This is a genomic window from Methylobacterium sp. A54F, from assembly GCF_053346035.1.
This window is the reverse complement of record NZ_JBKFBF010000008.1, coordinates 12,118-30,907: the sequence shown is the minus strand read 5'-3', so window position 1 is coordinate 30,907 and position 18,790 is coordinate 12,118. Positions and strand designations below refer to the sequence as shown.

Sequence of the window (18,790 nt, the reverse complement as noted above, 5' to 3'; positions counted from 1 at the left end):
ACGGGGTGGGCCGCAAAACGAATATGCGCCAGGGGTCGGTCAGGACCCGTGGCGCGGTGTCGGCAGAGGAGCACTCCGGTGCAGGCGCGCTCGTACCTACTGATCTGACATGGGCGTCAGGCGATGTGAGCCCCGGCGTCGCGATGGCGATGGTCTGAAGCCTGAGCTTCGACCCGTCGGCGGCGTGCGTCCGACCGGAGTGGCGCGCTTCTACGCGCCGAGTTGGTCAACGTCAATCCCGATCAGGGATTTTCTTGCCCGATCCCGGGCGGATCCGCGCTCGCGTTCGGAACGCCGGGAGCGTCGAAACGAGAAGGGGCGGCCTCGCGGCCGCCCCCTGCCCGTCTCATGGTGTTTCCCGTCGCCTCACTCGGCGGCGGGAAGCTCCTGATAGGCCTGCGCGCCGCTCTCCGCCTGCTTCTGCTGCAGGATGAGGTTGTCGCGCCGGCGGGCCACCGCGCGGATGTCCGCGGCCATGGAGCCCGTGCCCGCCGGGATGAGCGAACCGACGATCACGTTCTCCTTGAGGCCCTCGAGGTGGTCCACCTTGCCGTTGACCGCGGCCTCCGTGAGGACGCGCGTGGTCTCCTGGAACGAGGCCGCCGAGATGAACGACTTCGTCTGCAGCGAGGCCTTGGTGATGCCGAGCAGGACCGGGACGCCCTGGATCGGCTTCTTGCCCTCGGCGGTGAGCCGCTCGTTGATGTCGGTCAGCTCCGTGCGATCGATCTGGTCACCCGAGAGGATGTCCGAATCGCCGCCGTCGGTGACCTCCACCTTCTGCAGCATCTGGCGGACGATCACCTCGATGTGCTTGTCGTTGATGGACACGCCCTGGAGCCGGTAGACCTCCTGGATCTCGTTGACGAGGTAGGCGGCGAGCTCCTCCACGCCCTTGATCGCCAGGATGTCGTGCGGCGCCGGGTTGCCGTCGACGATGTAGTCGCCGAGCTCCACCACGTCCCCGTCCTGCAGGTGGATGTGCTTGCCCTTGGGGATCAGGTACTCGACCGCGTCGGTGCCGTCGTGCGGGGTGAGCGTCAGGCGGCGCTTGTTCTTGTAGTCCCGCCCGAACGCGATGGTGCCGGACTTCTCGGCGATGATCGCCGCGTCCTTCGGACGGCGCGCCTCGAACAGCTCCGCCACCCGCGGCAGACCGCCGGTGATGTCGCGGGTCTTGGCCGAATCGGTCGAGACGCGGGCGAGGATGTCGCCGGCCTTGACCTTGCCGCCCGGATCGAAGCCGATGATGGCATCCACCGGCAGGAAGTAGCGGGCGTCCGAGCCGCGGGGCAGCTTGATCGCCTTGCCGTCCCGGTCCGTGATGACCATCGCGGGCTTGAGGTCCGAGGTACGGGCCGAGCCGCGCCAGTCGATGACGACGCGCTTGGCGATGCCGGTCGACTCGTCGGTGGTCTCCGTGATGGACTGGCCATCGTAGAGATCCTCGTAGGCCACCACGCCGTCGACCTCCGTGAGGATCGGACGGGTGTAGGGGTCCCACTCCGCGATGCGCTGGCCGCGCTTGATCTTGTCGCCGTCGTCCACCCGCACCTTCGCGCCGTACTGCAGACGGTGCACGGCGCGCTCGGTCCCGTCGGCGCCGACGATCACCACCGCCACGTTGCGGCCGGTGGCGATCAGGTCGCCGTCCGAGTTCTTGGCGAGCGCCCGGTTGCGGATCTTGATCGTGCCCTCGAAGCTCGACTCGATGAAGGACGAATCCGCGATCTGGGCCGCACCGCCGATGTGGAAGGTGCGCATGGTGAGCTGGGTGCCGGGCTCGCCGATCGACTGCGCCGCGATCACGCCGACGGCCTCGCCCATGTTCACGGGCGTGCCGCGGGCGAGGTCGCGCCCGTAGCAAGTGGCGCAGACGCCGCTCTTCGTCTGGCAGACGAGGACCGAGCGGATCTTCACCTCCTGGATGCCCGCGGCCTGGATGGCCGGCAGGTGCTTCTCCTCGATGGTCTCGCCGGTGGCGACGATGACGCTGCCGTCCTGGGCCACCAGGTCCTCGGCCGTGGCGCGGCCCAGGATGCGGGTGGCCAGCGTCGCGACGACCTGGCCGGCGTCGATGATCGCCCGCATGCGGATGCCGTTCTCGGTGCCGCAATCCGTCTCGCGGATCACGGCGTCCTGCGCGACGTCCACGAGGCGGCGGGTCAGGTAGCCCGAGTTCGCGGTCTTCAGCGCCGTGTCCGCGAGGCCCTTGCGGGCGCCGTGGGTGGAGTTGAAGTACTCGAGAACGTCGAGGCCCTCCTTGAAGTTCGAGATGATCGGCGTCTCGATGATCTCGCCGGAGGGCTTGGCCATCAGGCCGCGCATCGCCGCGAGCTGCTTCATCTGCGCCGGCGAACCGCGGGCGCCCGAGTGGCTCATCATGTAGATCGAGTTGACCTGCTTGTCGGCGCCCTTCTCGTCCTTCTGGACGGCGGAGATCCGACCCATCATCTCGGCGGCGAGCTTGTCGGAACACTTCGCCCAGGCGTCGACGACCTTGTTGTACTTCTCGCCCTGGGTGATCAGGCCGTCGTTGTACTGCTGCTCGTAGTCTTTCACGAGCGCGCGGGTGTCGTCGACGATCGACCACTTGTTCTCTGGCACCACCATGTCGTCCTTGCCGAACGAGATGCCGGCCTTGAACGCGTGGCTGAAGCCGAGCGCCATGATGCGGTCGCAGAAGATCACCGACTCCTTCTGACCGCAGTGGCGGTAGACGGTGTCGATCATCGCCGAGATCTCCTTCTTGGTCATCAGCTTGTTGACGACGTCGAAGGGCACCTTCCGGTGCAGCGGCAGCGCGCCCGACAGGATCACCCGGCCCGGCGTGGTGTCGTAGGTCTTGGTCAGGGGCTCGCCGTCCGGGCCGATGCCCTTCCAGCGCCACTTGATCTTGGAGTGCAGCGAGACGGCCTTGGCGGCCAGGGCGTGCTCGAGCTCGCCCAGGTTGCCGTAGACGCCCTGCATCGGGTTCTCTTTGTTGCCGGGCTTGAACTCGCCCGGCGCGCCCTCGGCCACGATCGACAGGTAGTAGAGGCCGAGCACGATGTCCTGGCTCGGCACGATGATCGGCTGGCCGTTGGCGGGGTGCAGGATGTTGTTCGTCGACATCATCAGCACGCGCGCTTCGAGCTGAGCCTCGAGGCTCAGCGGCACGTGCACGGCCATCTGGTCGCCGTCGAAGTCCGCGTTGAAGGCGGCGCAGACGAGCGGGTGCAGCTGGATCGCCTTGCCCTCGATCAGCTTCGGCTCGAAGGCCTGGATGCCGAGGCGGTGGAGCGTCGGGGCGCGGTTGAGCATCACGGGATGCTCGCGGATCACCTCGTCCAGGATGTCCCAGACCTCGGGCTTCTCCTTCTCGACGAGCTTCTTGGCCTGCTTGACGGTGGCCGAGAAGCCCTTGGCGTCGAGGCGCGCGTAGATGAAGGGCTTGAACAGCTCCAGGGCCATCTTCTTCGGCAGGCCGCACTGGTGCAGCTTCAGCTCAGGGCCGACCACGATGACCGAGCGGCCCGAGTAGTCGACGCGCTTGCCGAGGAGGTTCTGGCGGAAGCGGCCCTGCTTGCCCTTCAGCATGTCGGCCAGCGACTTCAGCGGGCGCTTGTTGGCGCCCGTGATGACGCGGCCGCGGCGGCCGTTGTCGAACAGCGCGTCGACGGCCTCCTGAAGCATGCGCTTCTCGTTGCGGATGATGATGTCCGGCGCGCGCAGCTCGATCAGCCGCTTCAGGCGGTTGTTGCGGTTGATGACGCGGCGGTAGAGGTCGTTGAGATCGGACGTGGCGAAGCGGCCGCCGTCCAGGGGGACGAGCGGGCGCAGGTCCGGCGGGATCACCGGCACCACGGTGAGGATCATCCACTCGGGCCGGTTGCCCGACTGCTGGAAGGCCTCGATGATCTTGAGCCGCTTGAGGAGCTTCTTGGGCTTCAGCTCGGAGGTCGTGGTGGCGATCTCCTCGCGCAGCGAATTCGCGATGCCGTCGAGGTCGAGCTCCTGCAGGATCCGGCGGATCGCCTCGGCGCCGATCATCGCCGTGAAGGAATCCTCGCCGTACTCCTCCTGGGCGCGCAGATACTCCTCCTCCGACAGGAGCTGGCGCTCCTTGAGGGGGGTGAGGCCCGGCTCGATGACGCAGTAGGACTCGAAGTAGAGGATCCGCTCCAGGTCCTTGAGGGCCATGTCGAGCAGCAGGCCGATGCGGCTCGGCAGCGACTTCAGGAACCAGATGTGCGCGACCGGGGCGGCCAGCTCGATGTGGCCCATGCGGTCGCGCCGGACGCGCGCGAGGGTGACCTCGACGCCGCACTTCTCGCAGATGACGCCCTTGTACTTCATGCGCTTGTACTTGCCGCACAAGCACTCGTAGTCCTTGATGGGCCCGAAGATGCGCGCACAGAACAGGCCGTCACGCTCGGGCTTGAAGGTGCGGTAGTTGATCGTCTCGGGCTTCTTGATCTCTCCGTAGGACCAGGAGAGGATCTTCTCCGGGCTTGAGATCGAAATCTTGATCTGGTCGAAACTCTGAGGCTGGGCCTGCTGGTTGAAAAGATTCATGACCTCTTGGTTCATGATCTACTCCTTGATGAGCGGGCCGTGCCCCACGCCTGCGGGCCGCCGCGCTTGAAAACCGAAGGCGCGACGCCCGCCGAGGCGCCGCTGGCCCTGAAGAACCGTGACGGAGGCCCTTCCCCTCCCCGCTCGGACCGTGCCGGCATCGCCTGCCGGCACGGGAAGTGTCGTCCGTCCTACTCGGCCGCGTCCGCAGGCGGCTCGATCTGGTCGTTGGCGGCGTTCTGCTTCGAGGAGGTGAGCTCGACGTTGAGGCCGAGCGAGCGCATCTCCTTGACGAGCACGTTGAAGCTCTCGGGAATGCCGGCCTCGAAGGTGTCGTCGCCGCGCACGATCGCCTCGTAGACCTTGGTGCGGCCGGCCACGTCGTCCGACTTCACCGTGAGCATCTCCTGCAGCGTGTAGGCCGCGCCGTAGGCCTCCAGCGCCCAGACCTCCATCTCGCCGAAGCGCTGCCCGCCGAACTGCGCCTTGCCGCCCAGCGGCTGCTGGGTGACCAGGGAGTACGGACCGATCGAGCGCGCGTGGATCTTGTCGTCCACGAGGTGGTGGAGCTTCAGCATGTAGATGTAGCCCATGGTGACCTTGCGGTCGAAGGGCTCGCCGGTTCGCCCGTCGTAGAGCGTCGACTGCGCCGAGCGGTCGAGCCCGGCCATCTCCAGCATCTGCTCGATGTCGGCCTCCTTGGCGCCGTTGAACACCGGGGTGGCCATCGGCACGCCGCGGCGGACGTTGTTGCCGGCCTCCGCGAGGTCCTCGTCCGACAGGCCTTCGAGCTCGGCCGGCGAGTAGATGCTCGCCATCTCCGCCCGCAGGGGCTTGATGTCCTGCGTCTTCAGATAGGCGTCCACCGCCTTGGCCACCTTGCGGCCCAGGCCCGCAGCCGCCCAGCCGAGGTGGGTCTCCAGGATCTGGCCGACGTTCATGCGGCTCGGCACGCCGAGGGGGTTGAGCACGATGTCGGCGTGCGTGCCGTCCTCGAGGAACGGCATGTCCTCGATGGGGACGATGCGCGACACGACGCCCTTGTTGCCGTGGCGGCCGGCCATCTTGTCGCCCGGCTGGATCTTGCGCTTCACCGCCACGAAGACCTTGACCATCTTCATGACGCCGGGCGGAAGCTCGTCGCCGCGCTGCAGCTTCTCGACCTTGTCGAGGAAGCGCTGCTCCAGGCGCTTCTTCGACTCGTCGTACTGCTTCTGCATCGCCTCCATCTCGGTCATGAGACGGTCGTCGACGACGGCGAACTGCCACCACTGCGAGCGCGGGTACTCGCTGATGAGCTCGCGGGTCAGGGTGGTGTCCTTGCGGAAGCCCTTCGGGCCGGCGATGGGGGCCTGTCCCATCAGGACGTCCGAGAGGCGCGCGTAGGTGTTGCGGTCGAGGATCGCCTGCTCGTCGTCGCGGTCCTTGGCGAGCCGCTCGATCTCCTCGCGCTCGATCGCCTGGGCGCGCTCGTCCTTGTCGACGCCGTGCCGGTTGAACACCCGCACCTCGACGATGGTGCCGGTGACGCCCGGGGGCACCCGCAGGGACGTGTCGCGCACATCGGAGGCCTTCTCGCCGAAGATGGCGCGCAGGAGCTTCTCCTCCGGCGTCATCGGGCTCTCGCCCTTCGGCGTGATCTTGCCGACGAGGATGTCGCCGGCATGGACCTCGGCGCCGATATAGACGATGCCGGCCTCGTCGAGGTTCTTGAGCGCCTCCTCCGAGACGTTCGGGATGTCGCGGGTGATCTCCTCCGGCCCGAGCTTGGTGTCGCGGGCCATCACCTCGAATTCCTCGATGTGGATCGAGGTGAACACGTCATCCTTCACGATCCGCTCGGAGAGCAGGATCGAGTCCTCGAAGTTGTAGCCGTTCCAGGGCATGAACGCGACGAGGACGTTGCGGCCGAGCGCCAGCTCGCCGAACTCCGTGGACGGCCCGTCGGCGATGATCTCGCCCTTCCGGACCGGCTCGCCGACGCGCACCAGCGGCTTCTGCGTGATGCAGGTCGACTGGTTGGAGCGCTGGAACTTCTGCAGGCGGTAGATGTCGACGCCGGGCTTGTTGGCGTCGGCCTCCTCGGTGGCGCGGATGACGATGCGGGTGGCGTCCACCTGATCGACGATGCCCGTCCGGCGCGCCGCGATGGCGGCACCCGAATCACGGGCGACCACGGCCTCCATGCCGGTGCCGACGAACGGCGCGTCGGCGCGAACCAGCGGCACCGCCTGGCGCTGCATGTTCGAGCCCATCAGCGCGCGGTTGGCGTCGTCGTTCTCGAGGAACGGGATCAGCGCCGCCGCGACCGACACGAGCTGCTTCGGGCTCACGTCCATGAGATCGACGCGCTCGGGCCCGACGACGATCACCTCGCCGGCGCGACGGCAGACCACGAGGTCCTCCGTGAGCTTGCGACCCTCGTCCATGGCGGCGTTCGCCTGGGCGACGTAGTACTTCGCCTCCTCCATGGCCGACAGGTAGGCGACCTCGTCCGTGACGACGCCGTCCTTCACGCGCCGGAAGGGGGTCTCGATGAAGCCGTACTTGTTCACCCGCGCGAAGGTCGCGAGCGAGTTGATCAGGCCGATGTTCGGGCCTTCCGGCGTCTCGATCGGGCAGATGCGGCCGTAATGCGTCGGGTGCACGTCGCGCACCTCGAAGCCCGCGCGCTCGCGGGTGAGGCCGCCCGGGCCGAGCGCCGAGAGGCGGCGCTTGTGGGTGACCTCGGAGAGCGGGTTCGTCTGGTCCATGAACTGCGAGAGCTGCGACGAGCCGAAGAACTCGCGCACGGCGGCCGCCGCCGGCTTCGCGTTGATCAGGTCCTGCGGCATCACCGTGTCGATGTCGACCTGGCTCATGCGCTCCTTGATGGCGCGCTCCATGCGCAGGAGGCCCAGGCGGTACTGGTTCTCCATCAGCTCGCCGACCGACCGCACGCGGCGGTTGCCGAGGTGGTCGATGTCGTCGATCTCGCCCTTGCCGTCGCGCAGGTCCACCAGCGCCTTGACGACCGCGAGCATGTCCTCGCGGCGCAGCGTCCGCACCGTGTCGGCGGCGTCGAGGTCGAGGCGCATGTTCATCTTCACGCGGCCGACCGCGGAGAGGTCGTAGCGCTCGGCGTCGAAGAACAGCGAGTGGAACATCGCCTCCGCCGTATCGAGGGTCGGCGGCTCGCCCGGGCGCATCACCCGGTAGATGTCGAACAGCGCGCCCTCGCGGGCCGAGTTCTTGTCCACCGCGAGCGTGTTGCGGATGTAGGGGCCGACGTTGACGTGGTCGATGTCGAGCACGGGCAACTCGGTGACGCCCACCTCGTCGAGGCTTTTCAGGAGCTTCTCGGAGATCTCGTCGCCGGCCTCGGCCCAGATCTCGCCGGTCTTCAGGTTGACGAGGTCCTCGGCGATGTACTGCCCGACGAGATCCTCGTCGGTGGCGCGCAGGAACTTGGTGCCCTTCTCGGCGATCTGGCGGGCGTTGCGGGCGTTGAGCTTCTTGCCCGCCTCCAGCACCACCTCGCCGGAATCGGCGTCGATCAGGTCCACGCTCGCCTTGAAGCCCTTCAGGCGCTCGGCGTCGTAGGGCACGCGCCAGTCCGCCCCGTCGCGGTCGTAGGCGACGCGCTTGTAGAAGGTCGACAGGATCTCCTCGCCGTCGAGGCCGAGGGCGAACAGCAGCGACGTGACCGGCAGCTTGCGCTTGCGGTCGATGCGCACGTGCACGATGTCCTTGGCGTCGAACTCCACGTCGAGCCAGGAGCCCCGGTAGGGGATGATGCGCGCGGCAAACAGCAGCTTGCCCGAGGAGTGCGTCTTGCCCTTGTCGTGGTCGAAGAACACGCCCGGCGAGCGGTGCATCTGCGAGACGATGACGCGCTCGGTGCCGTTGACGATGAAGGTGCCGTTGTCCGTCATGAGCGGCATGTCGCCCATGTAGACGTCCTGCTCCTTGATGTCCTTGACGGACTTGGCGCCGGTGTCCGGGTCCACGTCGAACACGATCAGGCGCAGCGTCACCTTGAGGGGCGCCGCGAAGGTGATGCCGCGCTGGCGGCACTCGTCGACGTCGTACTTCGGCGCCTCGAAGGTGTAGCGCACGAACTCGAGGAGCGAGGTCGCGGCGAAGTCCGAGATCGGGAAAACCGACTTGAAGACGCTCTGCAGGCCCTCGTCCGCCCGGCCGCCCTCGGGCTCGTCCACCATCAGGAACTGGTCGTAGGACGCCTTCTGAACCTCGATGAGGTTCGGCATCTCGGCGACTTCCCGGATCTTACCGAAGAACTTGCGAATGCGCTTGCGACCGACCAGCGTGTTGGCCATGGGTTGACCTCGCTCCACCATCTCAGCGTCCTGGTTGCCCGGGGAAAGCGTCCTGCTTCCCGCGCCGGGCCGTGGCACGCGCCCCGCCGGACCGCGCCACCCGAATCGATTGTCGTCGGACCCGTTCCGGGGCCCACCGGCCGCTCCCGCGGCCTCGCCTCGTCCAGCGCCTGTCCTGAAAGCGCTGTAGCCCGCGGGTGAATCACCCGCGGGCTCCGGTCACGGACGGCCCGCGAAGGCCGCCCGCGCGGTGATGGGCCTGAGGCGGCCCATCGGGGTCTTACTTGAGCTCGACCTTGGCGCCGGCCTTCTCGAGCTGGGCCTTGATCTTCTCGGCCTCGTCCTTGGCCACCGACTCCTTGACGGGCTTCGGGGCGCCCTCGACGAGGTCCTTGGCCTCCTTGAGGCCGAGGCCGGTGATCGCGCGGACCTCCTTGATGACCTCGATCTTCTTGTCGCCGGCGCCAGCGAGCACGACCGTGAACTCGGTCTGCTCCTCGACGGCGGCGGCAGCGCCGCCACCGGCGGCGGGGCCGGCGGCCACGGCGACGGCCGCGGCGGCGGAGACGCCCCACTTCTCTTCGAGCATCTTGGCGAGGTCAGCGGCCTCGAGGACGGTCAGCGACGAGAGGTCGTCGACGAGCTTGGCGAGATCAGCCATGATTGTATCCCTTCAGATATCGGTTTGAACGCTGTGGTTGTTCAAGGGGGTGAGACGGCCTCAGGCCGCTTCGTCCTTGGTGGCATAGGCCCCGAACACGCGGGCGAGCTTGGCCGCCGGCGCATTGACGACCTGGGCGATCTTGGTCGCGGGAGCCTGCACGAGGCCCACGATCTTGGCGCGCAGTTCGTCGAGGGACGGGAGCGAGGCGAGGGCCTTCACGCCGTCCGGGTTCAGGGCTGTCGTTCCCATGGCGCCGCCGAGGATCACGAGCTTGTCGTTCACCTTGGCGAAATCCACCGCCACCTTGGCGGCCGCGACCGGATCGCTCGAATAGGCGAGCAGGGTCGGGCCCTTCAGGAGGGGCTTGATGGAGGCGACGTCCGTGCCATCGAGAGCGATGTTGGCGAGGCGGTTCTTGGCGACCTTCACGGTGGCGCCGGCCTGCTTCATCTGCGAGCGCAGCTTCTGCATGTCGGCGACCGTGAGGCCCTTGTAGTGGGCCACGACGACCACGGCGCTCGATGCGAACACGCCGTTGAGCGTCGAGACGAGATCAGCTTTAGCTGTCCGGTCCACTGGGGCTCTCTCCGGTTGGCGGAACCCGGGATCGGGTCCGCCGGTTGCACATGCCGCCCGGAACGGAACTCGGCCTTGATCAGACCGGAACGTCCTGGACGACGCTTCGCGGCCCTGTCCCCGGACGCCGCCCGCTTGGGGCGCCGACCTGGGCGAGATGGTTCAAACCGATACCCCGCAGCCCCGCGGGAAGCGGGCCGGCGAGGCAACTTCAATTCGGTCATCCCCGTCTGTGCAGGCTGGGGAATTAAGCCGGCGAGCCGGCGCCTGCAGTCTCGGACAGGACATGGCCGGACGCGGCTGCGGCGGGTGTTTCGCCCTCCGAGCCCTTCCGGCCATAGCCACCCGGTTGCCCGGGCGACACCTCATGCGGAATGCGACCGATCGGTCGCCTCCCTACGAAAGTGTGAATTCGTGGAGCGCGGTGTATAGAGCCTAGCAAGCGGCCTGCCAAGGCCCAAAGCGCGACTTTTCGGTCGCAGGCAAGCGCCCTCGCCGCGCCGCAGCACGCCGGGGTGCGACGCCCCTCCCACGCCCCGCGCCCGTCTCAGGCGGCCTCGCGCTCCGGGGTCAGGCGGCGGCGGGCATTCTCCCACCAGGTCCGCTGCCGCGCCGCCTCCGTCTCGGCGGCCTTGGCCGCGTAGAACGAGGCGTTGTGCTCGCCGCGCAGGGCCTCGCGGGTGAAGCGGATCAGGTGGTGGGCGACGAAGCCCATGTTGAACACCGCCTCGATCTGACCTTTCCGCAGGGCATGCGCGGCCGCCCGCCAGAAGGGGCCGCGGTAGTCCGAGAACAGCCCGACCCGGGTGATGATGTTGAAGCCGAGGATCAGGCCGCGCCGCAGGTTCGTGGCGGTGAGCTTGCCCTTCGTGGGCGTCGTGATCCGGTGCGGGTAGGTCACGTCGCACTGGTGCTTGAAGCGCTCGAAGATCTTCTCCGGTGCGTAGGCATGGGCGATCGCTCGGCGCCAGCTCGCCACCACGCTGTCGTGGGGGCGCTTGAACAGCACGTTCGATTCGAGGGCGGCGTCGTGCACGAGGCGGTTCTCCCGCTCCAGCCGGTCCCACAGGGGCGTCTTCGGCAGGGCCTGGAGCAGGTTGATCGTCAGCACCGGGATGGCGGAGCGGTCGATGAAGTCGATCAGGTTGTCCTCGGACCGGTCGGTGTCGGTGTCGAGGCCGAGGATGATGCCCGAGGTCACCTCCAGACCGTAGCTGTTGAGGGTCTCGATCGCCTCGTACATCGGCACCGCGGCGTTGTGCTTCTTGTCGATGCCGGCGAGGGCCTCCTCCTCCGGTGTCTCAATGCCGACGAAGACGGTCATGAAGTTCGCCTGGCGCATCAGCTCGAGGATCTCGGGCTGCTTGGCCATGTTGAGGGTCGCCTCGCAGGCGAACTGCAGCGGGTAGTCGTTCCGCTTCTGCCAGGCGACGAGGTGAGGGAGCATGTCCCGCGTCGCCTTGCGGTTGCCGATGAAGTTGTCGTCGACGAAGTAGACCACCGCCGGGTGGCCGGGCTGGCTGATGATGGCGTCGAGCTCGGAGCACATCTGCTCCGGGGTCTTGAGCCGGGGCTGGCGACCGTAGAGCTGTGGGATGTCGCAGAACTCGCAGCGATAGGGGCAGCCCGACGAGAACTGCAGGGAGCCGATCAGGTAGCGCTTCAGCGGTGCCGCCTCGTAGGCCGGGGCCGGGAAGTCGGCCAGCGCCAGGCGGTCCTTCGTCTCGAGCCGCACCGGGCCGGCGGGCCGCGCGACGCTGCGATCGAGGATCTCCACGAGCTGGTCCGTGGCGTCCCCGATCTCGCCGAGGTGGAGGTAGTCGAAGTCGTCGTACTTCTCGGGGCAGCCGGACACCGAGGGACCGCCCAGCACCGTCACCTTGCCGGCAGCGTGCGCGCGGGCGCGGATCTCGTGGATCTGCGGCTCCTGGATGTGCATCCCCGAGACGAACACCGCGTCGGCCCACCCGAACTCGTCGGGCGTGGTGCGCCGGATGTTCTCGTCGATGAAGCGGCACTCCCACGCCTCGGGCATGTAGGCCGCGATCAGCAGGAGCCCCTGGGGCGGCATGAACGCCTTCACGCCGCCCATCAGGGGGTAGGCGTGTGAGAACGTTCCGAAGGACGGCGTGTAGGCGGGAAAGACGCAGAGGATGCGTCGGCGGGACGTGACCGGGAGGGAGCAGCGCATGGGCCGCTGTCTAGCACGCTACGGCGCAGGTGGTCTTCCCCCGGCACGAAATCGTTTGTGCCGCACGGCTGCGATTTCGTCGCCCTCGCGGTCCCTTGAACGCGAGAGCGCCCGGCCGCGGACGGCCGGGCGCTCTCTAGGTCTGGTCGAGACCGCTCAGGCGGTCAGGACGGTGCCGGGCTCCACCTTGACGCCCGGGCCCATCGTCGAGGTGACGGCGATGCGCTGGATGTAGGTGCCCTTGGCGCCCGCGGGCTTCGCCTTGGCGACGGCGTCCGCGAAGGCCTTGATGTTCTCGACGAGCTTCTGCGCGTCGAACGAGACCTTGCCGATGCCGGCATGCACGATGCCGGCCTTCTCGACGCGGAACTCGACGGAGCCGCCCTTGGCGCCCGCGACCGCACCCTTCACGTCCATCGTGACGGTGCCGACCTTCGGGTTCGGCATCAGGCCGCGCGGGCCCAGCACCTTGCCGAGGCGGCCCACGAGGGGCATCAGATCCGGCGTCGCGATGCAGCGGTCGAACTCGATCTTGCCGCCCTGGACGATCTCGAGGAGGTCCTCGGCGCCCACGATGTCGGCGCCGGCGGCCTTGGCCTCGTCGGCCTTGGCGCCGCGGGCGAACACCGCGACGCGCACCGTGCGGCCGGAACCGTTCGGCAGGTTGCAGACGCCGCGGACCATCTGGTCGGCGTGGCGGGGGTCGACGCCGAGGTTCATCGAGATCTCGACGGTCTCGTCGAACTTCGCGTTCGCCCGCTCCTTCACCAGGGCGATCGCGTCGCCGAGGGCGTAGAGCTTGGTCGGCTCGATGCCCTCGCGGGCCGAGCGGATGCGCTTTCCTTCACGTGCCATGATGCCCTCCCTTACGCGACGACGTCGAGGCCCATGGCCCGCGCGGAGCCACGGATCATCGCGACGGCCGCTTCGACCGAATCGCAGTTGAGGTCGGGCATCTTCCGCTCGGCGATCTCGCGGAGCTGGGCTTCCGTGACCTTTCCGACCGTCGGGCCCTTGCCCGGGGTCTTCGAGCCGGAGGCCGGCTTCTTGCCGAGCTTCAAGCCGGCGGCCTTCTTCAGGAAGAAGGTGACCGGGGGCTGCTTCATCTCGAAGGTGAAGCTGCGGTCCTGATACGCGGTGATGATCACCGGGATCGGGGTGCCCTTCTCCATCTGCGCGGTCTTCGCGTTGAAGGCCTTGCAGAATTCCATGATGTTGAGGCCGCGCTGACCGAGCGCGGGACCGATCGGCGGCGACGGGTTGGCGGCGCCGGCCGGGACCTGAAGCTTCACGTAGCCCGTGATCTTCTTCGCCATGGGACTGCTCCCAAATCTTGCCCGCCGCCGGGCTGCCTAGGGCTCCGGCGGTGCGGACGGTTGCAGGTCGCGGTGCGGCCCGTGGCTCCCGGCGGCGAACCGGGCGGACCTCCCGCGGGGTTTTGAGCGAGTAGGGAGTAGCGAATAGCGAATAGGGCTGCCGAGCCCGGCATGACGGCCGGAGCCTGCGGAGACGCCCGCTACGCGCTATTCGCTACTCCCTACTCGCTCTACGTTCAGGCCTTCTCGACCTGCGCGTATTCGAGTTCCACCGGAGTGGCGCGCCCGAAGATCGACACGGCGACCTTGAGGCGCGAACGGCTCTCGTCGATCTCCTCGACGGTGCCGTTGAAGCTCGCGAAGGGGCCGTCGGCGACCCGCACCGTCTCGCCGATCTCGAAGGAGATCGACGGCTTCGGCCGGTCGACGCCCTCGGCGACCTGACCCTTGATGCGCTCGGCCTCGGCATCCGGGATCGGAACCGGCTTCGACTTGTCGGCTCCGAGGAAGCCCGTGACTTTCGGGGTGTTCTTGATGAGGTGGTAGACCTCGTCGGTGAGGTCACACTTCACCAGGACGTAGCCGGGGAAGAACTTGCGCTCGGCATCGACCTTGCGGCCGCGGCGCACCTCCACGACCTTCTCGGTCGGGACCATGACCTCGTCGAAGAGCTCCAGGAGTCCGCGCTGCGCCGCCTGATCCTTGATGGACTGGGCGACCTTGTTCTCGAAGTTCGAGTAGGCGTGGACGATGTACCAGCGCTTCGACACGGCTCAGTTCAACTCCGGACGTCCGCGCGCCGCCGAGGCGGCCCGCACCAATCTTTGCGAGACTTCAGACCCCGAGGATCAGGCCGACGAGGTAGCGCAGGGCCTGATCCACCACGGTGAAGAACAGGCTCGCGAGCACCACCATGATGAACACCATGATGGTTGTGACCGTGGTCTCCTTGCGGGTCGGCCAGGTGACCTTGCGGCCCTCGTCCCGGACCTGCGCGAGGAACTCCATGGGGCCGACGCGCTTCTGCGCGGGGCGTGCCGGCGGCGTCTGACGCGGCGGCGTCGGCGTCGACGCTCCGCGCGGGGCGCCGCGCGTCACGTCCAGTTTCTTCGTCGCTTCGTTCGATGCCATGGCGTCGGGGACCGCGTCTGTCCGAGAATGAGGCAGTCCGGTGTCGGGCAGGACCCGCACCGGCAACCTTCGAGGATCTCGGAATGCGCCCGCTCTAGCGCAAGTCGGACGCCTTGTCGACAGGGCGTCGACGCGGGACGGAGCGGAGGAGCAGGCCGGGAATGAACTGGCAGGAGTGGAGGGACTCGAACCCGCAACCTCCGGTTTTGGAGACCGGCGCTCTGACCAGTTGAGCTACACTCCTAGGCGCCACGCTCCATGCCCCATCGCGGCGCGAGGCGCAAGAGGTGCGGGCCGCGCGGTCCTCACCGCCCGTGGTCGGTGAGCTCGCGCCCGGCGAGGGGGCGCAGGCCGGCGGCGTCGGAGCGGAACAGCTCGTCGCTGCGGCCGTAGGGACCCCGCCGCATCTGCGCCCGCACGTCCGCCGCGAAGGCTGCCCGGGCCGGGCTGTCCGCCGGCCACGCCATGAGAAGGTCCCGCGTCGGGGCCGCGACGGTCAGCGCATCCGCCTTGAGGGCCCTGCGCAATGAGCCCAGGTAGCCCGGCAGGAGGAGGCGGGCGGCGTCGTAGCCGTCGCCCGTCATCACCATGGCGAGGACCGGCACACCGTCCGCCACGGCGAGGGAGATGTCCGCATCGGCGGAGGCCGTCTCGAGGTTGGCGCTCGCCTGTCCTTCGAGGGCGGCGGCCTCGATGCCCCAATCCTCGAACATCGCCCGGGTCACGTACTGATAGCGGTCCTTGTCGTCGAGGACGTAGGTGACCGCCAGCTGGTCGGAGAAGGGCCGATGCACCAGCAAGTCGGTCCCGCCGAGTGCCGCCTTCGACGAGAGCTGGATGCGCAGGCGCGCCTTGGCCTCGGCGAAGCTCGGACCCTCGCCGCCGCAGCGCGGTCCGCAGGCGGCCGCGAGGGCGCGCGTCAGGTGCGTCTCGATCGTCCTGCGCCGGTCGGCGGGAGCCAGGCCCTCGACCGTCTTGTACAGGTCGCCAAGGTACAGGGTCTGGCGATCGATGCGGATCTGCAGCGGGTCCGGATCGGGGATGATCCGCGCGTCGGGCCGCACGGCCCGGAGGATCCCCGCGACCTCGCGGTGGAAGCGGCCATCCGTCAGCGCGTCGGCCCGCGCCGCGGCCGGCAGGAGGAGGCCGAGCCCGAACCCCAGCCCGAACCCCAGGATGCTGCGACGGGACGGCCGCGCGGCCGGAGCGTTCACCACCATCCTGCACCCCCGTCGATCGGCGACGAAGCAGGAAGACAATTTCGCCGGCGCCTCGTCAAGACGAGGGCCGGCGAAGGATTGATAAAACGCACCCTTGCAGCGATTAATGCAAGTCGAGCGCGTAGTGATGTCAGGTCAGATCGCGTCGCGGGTGTATTCTCACCCGCGCCCCGATCCTACTCGACGATGGCTGCGACGACGCCAGCTCCGACGGTGCGTCCGCCCTCGCGGATGGCGAAGCGCAGCTTCTCCTCCATGGCGACCGGCACGATCAGGGCGACGTCCATGGTGACGTTGTCGCCCGGCATCACCATCTCGGTGCCCTCCGGCAGCGTGCACACGCCCGTCACGTCGGTGGTGCGGAAGTAGAACTGCGGCCGGTAGTTGGTGAAGAACGGCGTGTGGCGACCGCCCTCCTCCTTGGTCAGGATGTAGGCCTCGGCCTTGAACTTAGTGTGCGGCTTCACCGAGCCCGGCTTGCACACCACCTGGCCCCGCTCCACGTCTTCGCGCTTCGTGCCGCGCAGCAGGACGCCCACGTTGTCGCCAGCCTGGCCCTGGTCGAGCAGCTTGCGGAACATCTCCACGCCCGTCACCGTCGTCGTCGTGGTCGCCCGGATCCCGACGATCTCCACCGTCTCGCCGACCTTCACGATGCCGCGCTCCACGCGACCCGTCACCACCGTGCCGCGCCCCGAGATCGAGAACACGTCCTCGATCGGCATCAGGAACGGCAGGTCGATCGGACGCTCCGGCTGCGGGATGTACTCGTCCACCGTCGCCATCAGCGCCAGCACCGCCTCGCGGCCGATCTTCGGCTCCTTGTCCTCGAGCGCCATCAGGGCCGAGCCCTTGGTGATCGGGATGTCGTCACCGGGGAAGTCGTACTTCGAGAGAAGCTCGCGCACCTCGAGCTCGACCAGCTCCAGGAGCTCCTCGTCGTCGACCATGTCGACCTTGTTGAGGAACACCACCAGCGCCGGCACGCCCACCTGGCGGGCCAGCAGGATGTGCTCGCGCGTCTGCGGCATCGGGCCGTCGGCGGCCGAGACCACCAGGATCGCCCCGTCCATCTGCGCCGCACCCGTGATCATGTTCTTCACGTAGTCGGCGTGGCCGGGGCAGTCCACGTGCGCGTAGTGGCGGTTCTGCGTCTCGTACTCCACGTGCGCCGTCGAGATGGTGATCCCGCGCGCCTTCTCCTCCGGCGCCTTGTCGATCTGGTCGTAGGCCGTGAACGTCGCGCCACCCGACTCCGCCAGCACCTTCGTGATCGCCGCCGTCAGCGACGTCTTGCCGTGGTCGACGTGGCCGATCGTCCCAATGTTGCAGTGCGGCTTCGTGCGCGAAAACTTCTCTTTGGCCATCGTCTCACTTCCCAAGAAGCAGGGTGCGCGCCCGCGCGCCCGAACGGTCGCCCTCACGGTCGTCGAGCCGGGCGAAAAGCGCGGATCGCTTAGAGGCTCGCCGTCCTTTGATCAAGGGGCGCCCGGCCGGCCGCGGCGCGCCGACCTGCATCGCCCCGGCCGAGGCAGGGAAAAAAATCGGCGGAAGGCCCCCGGGCGGGCCGCATTCTGTCCAGAGTGTGGCACGACGGGCATAGCTGATGAGGAGGCCGCCAGCTTAACTGGGTACAGCTTACGATAGCTGACGGGGAACCTCGGGACATCATCATGATCAGGCAGATTCTTCTCGCGGGCGCCGCCACGGCCGTCCTCGCCGGTGCGGCCTCCGCCGCCGACCTGCCGCGCCGCGCCGCGCCGCCGGTCTTCACGCCCATCCCGGTCTTCACCTGGACCGGCTTCTACGCGGGTACCTACGCGTCCTACGGCATCACCGACAACGGCGCGATCCGCACCGTCGGCAACAACGGCGCCGGCGCCGGCCCGCTGCTGGCCCCGAACTTCACCAACACGGTCTCCAACGTCGCGCTCGGCCGCCGCGCGCCGTCCTTCAGCGCCGAGACCGACAAGGTCGGCCGCATCGGCGGTAACATCGGCTACAACTACCAGTTCACGCCGGGCTCCGGCATCGTGGTCGGCGTCGAGGCCTCCTGGACCTGGACGGACCTGACCCGCGGCCGCACCTACATCAGCGGCCTCAATGATCCGAGCGTCTACCGCCAGAGCCTCGACTGGCTCGGCACCGCCACGGGCCGCGTCGGCTACGCCTTCGACCGCTTCCTGGTGTACGGGACCGGCGGCTTCGCCTACGGCAACGTGTTCTACGATGCCCGCTTCCTCAGCAACAACGCCGCGGCCGGCTTCCCGCTCGCCTACGCGGGCCGCTACGACGATCTCGAGACCGGCTACGCCTACGGCGGCGGCATCGAGTACGCCATCCCGACCGACAGCTTCCTGAACGTCTTCAGCATCGGCAAGTACCTCGGCATCAAGTCCGAGGCGGTCACCTTCAAGGCCGAGTACCTGCACTACGACCTCGGCAGCCGCAACGTGCTCGTGAGCAGCATCAACCCGTCGACGGGCGCCCAGTTCGTCGCCACGGCGAACGGCTCCTACACGACCCGCTTCCGCACCGAGGGCGACATCATCAAGGCCGGCCTGAACTACAAGTTCGGCGGCTTCTGAGACGCTGCCGGGTCCCGCGCGGACCCGGTCGCTTCATGAGAGGGCGGTCACCCTGCCGGGTGGCCGCCCTTCTTGCTTCTCGCAAGACCCGCAGGGGGGATCCGGACGCGCGGACGCGACCCCACGTGCCTGCGCGGGCGTCACGGGCGCCGAGGGGGCGGACTATTCGACGGAAGGTATGCCGGAGTGCCGATCAGCCTCGGGGGACGCCGCAGGGGCGAGGAGGCG

The 18,790-nt window shown here is 68.1% G+C and carries 12 protein-coding genes and 1 tRNA gene; 1 reads left to right on the top strand and 12 read right to left on the bottom strand.

Going from position 1 to position 18,790, the window contains the following annotated elements; translation table 11 throughout:
• Positions 1 to 366: 366 nt before the first annotated feature.
• From rpoC to tuf, 12 genes are all read right to left on the bottom strand, one after another.
• The gene (gene rpoC, locus ACLBXP_RS14325; RefSeq protein ID WP_447668399.1) at positions 367 to 4,572 is read right to left on the bottom strand and encodes a DNA-directed RNA polymerase subunit beta'; all 4,206 of its coding nucleotides are present in this window, start codon (positions 4,570 to 4,572) and stop codon (positions 367 to 369) included.
• A gap of 176 nt (positions 4,573 to 4,748) precedes the next feature.
• Positions 4,749 to 8,876, bottom strand: a complete 4,128-nt coding sequence (gene rpoB / locus ACLBXP_RS14320; protein ID WP_447668398.1) for a DNA-directed RNA polymerase subunit beta — start codon at positions 8,874 to 8,876, stop codon at positions 4,749 to 4,751.
• Between the two features lie 280 nt (positions 8,877 to 9,156).
• On the bottom strand, positions 9,157 to 9,537 hold the full coding sequence (rplL, locus tag ACLBXP_RS14315) for a 50S ribosomal protein L7/L12 (RefSeq protein ID WP_447668397.1): 381 nt from the start codon (positions 9,535 to 9,537) through the stop codon (positions 9,157 to 9,159).
• A 60-nt stretch (positions 9,538 to 9,597) separates the two neighbouring features.
• Positions 9,598 to 10,116: a 50S ribosomal protein L10 gene (rplJ, locus tag ACLBXP_RS14310; protein WP_447668396.1), complete on the bottom strand. Its 519-nt coding sequence runs from the start codon at positions 10,114 to 10,116 to the stop codon at positions 9,598 to 9,600.
• A gap of 547 nt (positions 10,117 to 10,663) precedes the next feature.
• Complete coding sequence (locus ACLBXP_RS14305) at positions 10,664 to 12,307, bottom strand: B12-binding domain-containing radical SAM protein (protein ID WP_447668395.1); 1,644 nt, start codon at positions 12,305 to 12,307, stop codon at positions 10,664 to 10,666.
• 156 nt (positions 12,308 to 12,463) lie between these two features.
• On the bottom strand, positions 12,464 to 13,162 hold the full coding sequence (gene rplA, locus ACLBXP_RS14300) for a 50S ribosomal protein L1 (protein ID WP_447668394.1): 699 nt from the start codon (positions 13,160 to 13,162) through the stop codon (positions 12,464 to 12,466).
• 11 nt (positions 13,163 to 13,173) lie between these two features.
• The gene (gene rplK, locus ACLBXP_RS14295; RefSeq protein WP_447668393.1) at positions 13,174 to 13,623 is read right to left on the bottom strand and encodes a 50S ribosomal protein L11; all 450 of its coding nucleotides are present in this window, start codon (positions 13,621 to 13,623) and stop codon (positions 13,174 to 13,176) included.
• A 236-nt stretch (positions 13,624 to 13,859) separates the two neighbouring features.
• The gene (gene nusG / locus ACLBXP_RS14290) at positions 13,860 to 14,393 is read right to left on the bottom strand and encodes a transcription termination/antitermination protein NusG (RefSeq protein ID WP_447668392.1); all 534 of its coding nucleotides are present in this window, start codon (positions 14,391 to 14,393) and stop codon (positions 13,860 to 13,862) included.
• Positions 14,394 to 14,457: 64 nt separating this feature from the next.
• Complete coding sequence (gene secE, locus ACLBXP_RS14285) at positions 14,458 to 14,754, bottom strand: preprotein translocase subunit SecE (protein WP_447668391.1); 297 nt, start codon at positions 14,752 to 14,754, stop codon at positions 14,458 to 14,460.
• A gap of 167 nt (positions 14,755 to 14,921) precedes the next feature.
• A tRNA-Trp gene (locus ACLBXP_RS14280) sits at positions 14,922 to 14,998 on the bottom strand.
• Positions 14,999 to 15,059: 61 nt separating this feature from the next.
• The gene (locus ACLBXP_RS14275; RefSeq protein WP_447668390.1) at positions 15,060 to 15,968 is read right to left on the bottom strand and encodes a DUF1444 family protein; all 909 of its coding nucleotides are present in this window, start codon (positions 15,966 to 15,968) and stop codon (positions 15,060 to 15,062) included.
• Positions 15,969 to 16,150: 182 nt separating this feature from the next.
• Positions 16,151 to 17,341 carry an elongation factor Tu gene (gene tuf, locus ACLBXP_RS14270; protein ID WP_447668389.1) on the bottom strand — a complete coding sequence of 397 codons (1,191 nt, stop codon included), beginning with the start codon at positions 17,339 to 17,341 and terminating at the stop codon, positions 16,151 to 16,153.
• Between the two features lie 306 nt (positions 17,342 to 17,647).
• Here tuf and ACLBXP_RS14265 point away from each other — a divergent pair, with 306 nt between their 5' ends.
• Positions 17,648 to 18,562 carry an outer membrane protein gene (locus ACLBXP_RS14265; protein ID WP_447668388.1) on the top strand — a complete coding sequence of 305 codons (915 nt, stop codon included), beginning with the start codon at positions 17,648 to 17,650 and terminating at the stop codon, positions 18,560 to 18,562.
• Positions 18,563 to 18,790 lie beyond the last annotated feature (228 nt).